Origin of the sequence: Sediminitomix flava (genome assembly GCF_003149185.1) — a bacterium.
GTDB classification, from domain to species: Bacteria; Bacteroidota; Bacteroidia; order Cytophagales; family Flammeovirgaceae; genus Sediminitomix; species Sediminitomix flava.
Genome location: NZ_QGDO01000010.1, coordinates 161,156 through 167,230 on the forward strand (window position 1 = coordinate 161,156; position 6,075 = coordinate 167,230).

The 6,075-nt window shown below is 32.4% G+C and carries 4 protein-coding genes; 2 read left to right on the top strand and 2 right to left on the bottom strand.

Annotated features, from left to right (window positions below; genetic code table 11):
- Window positions 1–282: 282 nt before the first annotated feature.
- A complete protein-coding gene (locus BC781_RS24040) occupies window positions 283–1,275 on the top strand; it encodes a leucine-rich repeat domain-containing protein (RefSeq protein ID WP_109622845.1) in 993 nt (330 codons plus the stop codon).
- 312 nt (window positions 1,276–1,587) lie between these two features.
- Here the strand turns inward: BC781_RS24040 and BC781_RS24045 are convergent, their stop codons facing one another.
- Together BC781_RS24045 and BC781_RS24050 are read right to left on the bottom strand one after the other, a co-directional pair.
- Complete coding sequence (locus BC781_RS24045) at window positions 1,588–1,986, bottom strand: GlcG/HbpS family heme-binding protein (RefSeq protein WP_109622847.1); 399 nt, start codon at window positions 1,984–1,986, stop codon at window positions 1,588–1,590.
- Window positions 1,987–2,626: 640 nt separating this feature from the next.
- Complete coding sequence (locus BC781_RS24050) at window positions 2,627–3,028, bottom strand: hypothetical protein (RefSeq protein WP_109622849.1); 402 nt, start codon at window positions 3,026–3,028, stop codon at window positions 2,627–2,629.
- 120 nt (window positions 3,029–3,148) lie between these two features.
- On the opposite strand from BC781_RS24050, the gene BC781_RS24055 reads away from it, so the two are divergent.
- The gene (locus tag BC781_RS24055; protein ID WP_109622852.1) at window positions 3,149–4,288 is read left to right on the top strand and encodes a tyrosine-type recombinase/integrase; all 1,140 of its coding nucleotides are present in this window, start codon (window positions 3,149–3,151) and stop codon (window positions 4,286–4,288) included.
- Window positions 4,289–6,075: the final 1,787 nt, after the last annotated feature.

The window sequence follows — 6,075 nt, forward strand, 5'->3', positions numbered from 1 at the left end:
TCTGCTCTTATCGTTTCAAAGAAAAATCATAAACATTCTTTTTAAGAAAGAATATCTTAAACACATAAAACTAATTCTTTGTGATTCAATAGGTATTTGGACATAACTGCTTTAAAGTTAGCTACCATAATGACACACATTGCGAAGTGGGTTAACTAATTATTACAATTGAAGTTAGTAGATGAAAAGTTGATGAATTTTATGTTAATGGATGAGAGCTTGTTTCTATTTAATCTACTTTTGAATTTGAATTAAATTTTTTAAAACTAAACTAATAAACTGATGAGTCATTTTTCAATCAGCACCTTTATCGTAGGGTTATTTTTGTTTTTTAGTATACAAGTACAAGCGCAGTATATCTTACAAGATAAAGATGTTACTGTAGAAGATGGAGTGCTCAAGTCTTGTAGTTATGACGGAACTGAGATCGTGATTCCATCTCATTTACATGGGCAACAGATTACTAGTATTGACGATGGTCTTTTTTTTAATCGGAAACTTACTTCAGTTGAGTTACCCAATGGTCTTAAAAGTATTGGTAATAGTGCATTTAAAAATAATAATCTCACTTCAATCGAGTTACCATCAACCATTAAACGTATTGAGCCTGTTGCTTTTTCAGAGAACCAATTGACCTTTTTAAAAATACCTGAAAGTATTGAGTATATCGGCTTTGGCGCTTTTTCAAAGAACCAATTGACTTCTGTTAAATTACCAAAGAGTCTTAAGCGTATTAATGAACTAATTTTTCATAAAAATAAGCTCACTACTATTGAGTTACCTGAAAATTTGGAACGCATTGATACAGATGCTTTTTACGATAATGAATTAACTTTTGTGGAATTTCCTGAAGGTCTTAAACGTATTGGGAAAGGTGCCTTTTCTAATAATCAATTGACTTCTGTGGAGCTTCCAGATAATCTTCAATACATTGGTAGTATGGCATTTATTAGAAATCAACTGACCTCAGTAAAATTACCAGCAAATCTTAAACGTATCGAGGATTGGACTTTTACTAGCAATCAATTGACTTCTGTAGAATTACCAAAAAATCTTCAGAGTATAGGTTTGGAGGCTTTTAGCAATAATAAGCTTACTTCTGTAGAATTCTCAGAAAGTCTGCAATTTATTGGACTAAGAGCTTTTTCTTCTAACTCCATCACAGAGATTACTTTACCAAATTCCAGCAAAGAAGGGAAATGGTATGATCATGATGAAAAAGTCTTTGAGAAAGGAAGCATAGTACCTATAGATGGTAAATATACTTTTAAATAAAAAGACAGTATTTCTTGAGCTTTAATCAAATCTATTCTTAAAATAAGTATTAGGGATGAGGCTTATATTCCCGCACATTCAAGGTTACAATACTTAGAGTAAAAAAGCTAAAAGAGCAGGTCGTAGTTAATTACGGTCTGCTCTTTTAGCATGAATAGAGATCCTTTCAATCTATGTTAAGAAATTTTAGAGCTTATTTAAATCAAACTTTATGTATAAAACAAGATATGATTTGTTCTCTAAAAAGAGGAGGTCATTCTGTCAAATTCATTGAAGAAAAACTATCCATCCTCATATAGATAAAGCTATTATCTAGATTGCAGCTGCACCAGCCTCAGCTACTGCATGATCATTTTCAACCGTACTTCCACTTACTCCAATAGCTCCAATGATTACATCTTCTGCATTTTTGATGGGTATCCCTCCAGGAAAAGTAATCAATCCGTTATTTGAGTGTTCTATATTATACAAAGACTGCCCTGGTTGGGATAATTCTCCAATTAGACCAGTGTTCATATCAAAATAACGAGCTGTTTTTGCTTTTTTTATTGAGATATCTAACGAACCTAACCAGGCTCCGTCCATACGAGCAAATGCGAGTAAATTCGCTCCTGCATCTACAATAGCAATATTCATTTTAGTATCAATTGCTGTAGCTTTTTGTTTAGCTGCTGCGATTACTTTTTCTGCTTGTTCTAAGGTAATATTCATAAATATTTACGTAAGTTTTACTACTAACAATAATATAAAGAAGGGGGATTATCCTATCAGAAAAATAAAGAAATGATGAATAATCGATTGAAAAACAAGATGGTAGGTTTTTTAGTTTGGCAGCCTTAAATCGAAGGTTTTTACCCATTGTTGATACTATGAATTTAGTGATTACCATTATTTATTTTCGATTAATACCTCATATGTTCTCAACGATTTGAATAACAAATTAGCTTTAAGGTCAATAAATATATGATAAATTTAAACCTGTTTTTTTCACTGATATAGTAACTAATATATCACTTAAGAGCGTATGAATAAATGATGCTTGAGAGGTCTGTTAGCGAAGAACAGACCAAATTTTATTATAGAGGAAGAATTATTCTCAGCAAATTTATATGTGTTAGCTTGATCTAAGTAAAGCATTGCCGATTAAATTAAGTCGATGTAATCTATATCAAAGTGAAGGAAGTTTGGTAATTATCATACTGAGCTATTGAGATTAGGAAAAGAACGATTAATTTTCATGCGTTTCTTATTGCTTAGCAAACTAAAAATAGTTTAATTTAAACTGAAAAAGATAATATGACTTTTTAAAAAATGTGAGTCAGGTGGCAAAGCTGTATCTAAGTTTTAGTATTTAGGTTAATTTGAGTGATGGATTCATATATTCTTGCCATTGTACCAAGACATATTTTTCTTTTTGATGTTCAATTTTTTTGTTGAAACCATATTCATAAACAAACAGATAAACATCTCCTTTTTTGTTTTTCCAGTAATGCGTAAAGAAATTTGGGTCAAAGCCTTCCGCGATTAGCGTTTCCTTTCGGACGGTTGATTTTCCCGCTTTATTATACACTTTAAGGATCGAGCGATTTTTTCTCAATTTTTTATCTACCAAAAAGTAGATACTTGGTGTGTCTTCGAGCCTTCTTTCATATTGATGACGACTTTTACAGTACTGATCACAGTATTTTTTTCCTTTTCTTCCGGTCAAAACTTTTCCACAGCAAAGACAATTTGATGGTGATTGATCAATCATAATAGGTATTTCAAAATCTGGTAAATGGTTAAAAGTATTCTATACGAATAATCTCCGAATCCTATCCGTATAATCTACCGTTAAGACTATTATTTTCGCTTTATTGCTATAAAAAGTAAAATGAAGTCTTCTGGTCTTTATATTACCTTAAAGCATCTGTGGATCAATGAGCAGCGTTGTATCGGGATACAGTTTTATCCTAATAAGCTGATTCAAGCACTGGTGAAAGAACTGCCTTCGCCCAAGTGGAGTGTGCGTTACCAGATGGTTTTTATACTGAATACTCCATCTAATGTAAATGCAATATTTGACAAATTTAGGGGCGTAGCCTGGGTAAATTGTTCTCATTTTTTCCCAAAGAGTACACTTTTTTATGAAAATAAGCCGCTTTCATGGGATTGGTTTTATAATCGGGAGTTAAAGAAAGGTTACAGGGCCTGTCCGAATGAATATATTCAAAAACTGGAAATTAAAAGATATGCATTAAATACTGCCAAGATATACATTATGTGTTTTGAGCGATTTATCAATCACTACAAGACATATGAGTTGATGCAAATAGATGAGGATATGATTCATGCATATTTACAGCAATTGGTAAAAAAGCAGAAATCACGATCTTATCTGAATCAAACAATTAATGCGATCAAATTTTATTATGAAGTGGTCAAGGAGATGCCAAATCGCTTTTATAAAATTGATCGACCTAGAAAAGCAGACAAATTACCCACAGTTTTAGCAAAAGATGAAATCAATCAGATGCTAGCCTGTAGCGGTAACCTTAAAAATAGATGTATCATAGGGCTATTATATTCTGCAGGCTTAAGAAGAAGTGAATTACTTCAATTAAAGTTACAAGATATTGACAGCAAGCGAATGCTTATTAGAGTAGAAGGTTCAAAAGGTGAAAAAGATCGCTATACATTGCTTTCTGAAAAGCTACTGATTGATTTGCGGAGATATTATAAGTTTTGGAAACCTAAAACATATTTGTTTGAAGGCCCTGATGGAAGAAAATACGGTGTTACGAGTGTAGGTAAAATAGTGAAAAGAGCTGCAGAGCGCGCAAAAATTAGCAAGAACGTGACCCCTCATATGTTACGCCACAGTTTTGCGACACATCTGTTGGAATCAGGAACAGACTTGAGGTATATTCAAGCGCTCTTAGGGCATAGTAGTACACGTACAACAGAAATCTATACCCGAGTAGCAGTAAATAAGATTACAAAAATAGAGAATCCATTGGATTCCATAATTTAACAAATATACAAGGGGTGTATGTGCCACTGTGGAAAAAGACTATGGTATATACTCCATTGTTGTGCCCAATTAGCCAAGTATGAAACTAAAAAGACGAAAATTATAAATCTTTAAGTTTCTATAAATGAGGGATAAATAATTAGATTTTAAGATTCAAAAGTGATTTTTTCGATAATCAAATACTTCGATTTTTGGATTACAAACGGATTTTAATTTTTTAGATTTTCTATAAATTTCCTCAAATATAAGTGGACTTAATCTTCCTGTTTTGCTAATTGGATTTGTTAGCTTAACAGATTTTCTTGAAGATTTTTGATTGCCTATAAATCTTCGATTAGCGTAGTTGGATTTAATATTTCAGAGTCAAAACTTAGGATTTTTTATAAGGGATTTGATCTGCAAATTTTGAGAAATCAGATTTTGAAAACTGTCTGCAAATTCAGATTTATGAAAATGGATTTGTTAGCGTAAAATAAGAAATGAACGTTTAGCGGAATTTGAAAAGTTTTAAGTTCAAAACATTCTGCAAAAAGCGAGAAAATAAAAGTAAAAACTAGGCACAACAAGGGGCATAGTTCACAGGCATCTGCGACGCAATCTGCCTGCGACACCATGCCCGAGCCGTTGTGCTGAATAAGAAAAATGGAAATAATTTTAATCATTTCGATTTTACTAGGACTCTGGATTATTAGTCTCTGTAGATTATATAAATGGACGAAATTTTCGATGTTTTTTGTGATTAACTTTGTAATCTTAATTGGATATATATTTGTGTTAACACAGTTTCAATTAAGTTTTTTAGGCCATGATGAATATGGTTTAGCTAAGTTATTTTTAATTATCTCAGTAATTTCGATTCATATAACTGCGGTATTTGTTTTTGCTATTTTTAAATACAGACGATTAAAGTAATTATAACTTTGTTGATGAGTCTAAATAGAATATTCGGAACAAATTCAAAAATTCGATTAGAGTAAAGCAGATTTGAGATGATTGAAGTTTTAGTTGAATCGCAAACGGTTAATTGAGCTTAACCTTAGCTAAAATTGTATTGTAATTTCCCCCTTATAATCCATGAAACGAACTTGAATTTTAGAACATTAAGTGTTAAATAATTACTCGTGAATTATAAAATTAAAAGCAATCTCACTCTAAAGCAGAAAGTGAAAATGACTCTGTAAATGTGTGTGATTGTATTACAAAAAATAAAAAACTCAGCACAACAAGGGGCATATTCCACAGGCAGCTATGCGACGCAATCTGCCTGCGATACCATGCCCGATTCGTTAGGCTCCATTAAGTGGGCAAATTTTTAGAACAAGAAAAAATGAGTTTTTTAGATTTTCCCTTTTGCTGAAATCTTCATGGAATTTGATTTTCACAACGAACGAATTTTTAAGCAAACTGGAGTTATAAATGCGATTCTAAGGCTTTAGCTTTCATCCCAGTATAGCGTCATCGGATTCGACCTTAATTCATACCGATCTTTCCATTTTATTGGATAAAACCCAAGCGTAAATTGGGATTGAAAAGAGAATAGAATTTGAGAGCGCAATGAAATCGTTGGCATAGGATTTAAAAAATAAAAGTTCTGCGAGTGCGGAACAGGTAAAAGTTAAAAACGGAGCCTAACAAAGAGCATAGCCCACAGGCAGCATGCGACGCTATCTGCCTGCGATACCATGCTCGGGGCGTTGGGCATCATGTATTTTTAGTAATATAATATGGCAATTAAATTAGATGAATTTGGTCGAACACTTCTTCATAATGCAATCATAGACCAAGAT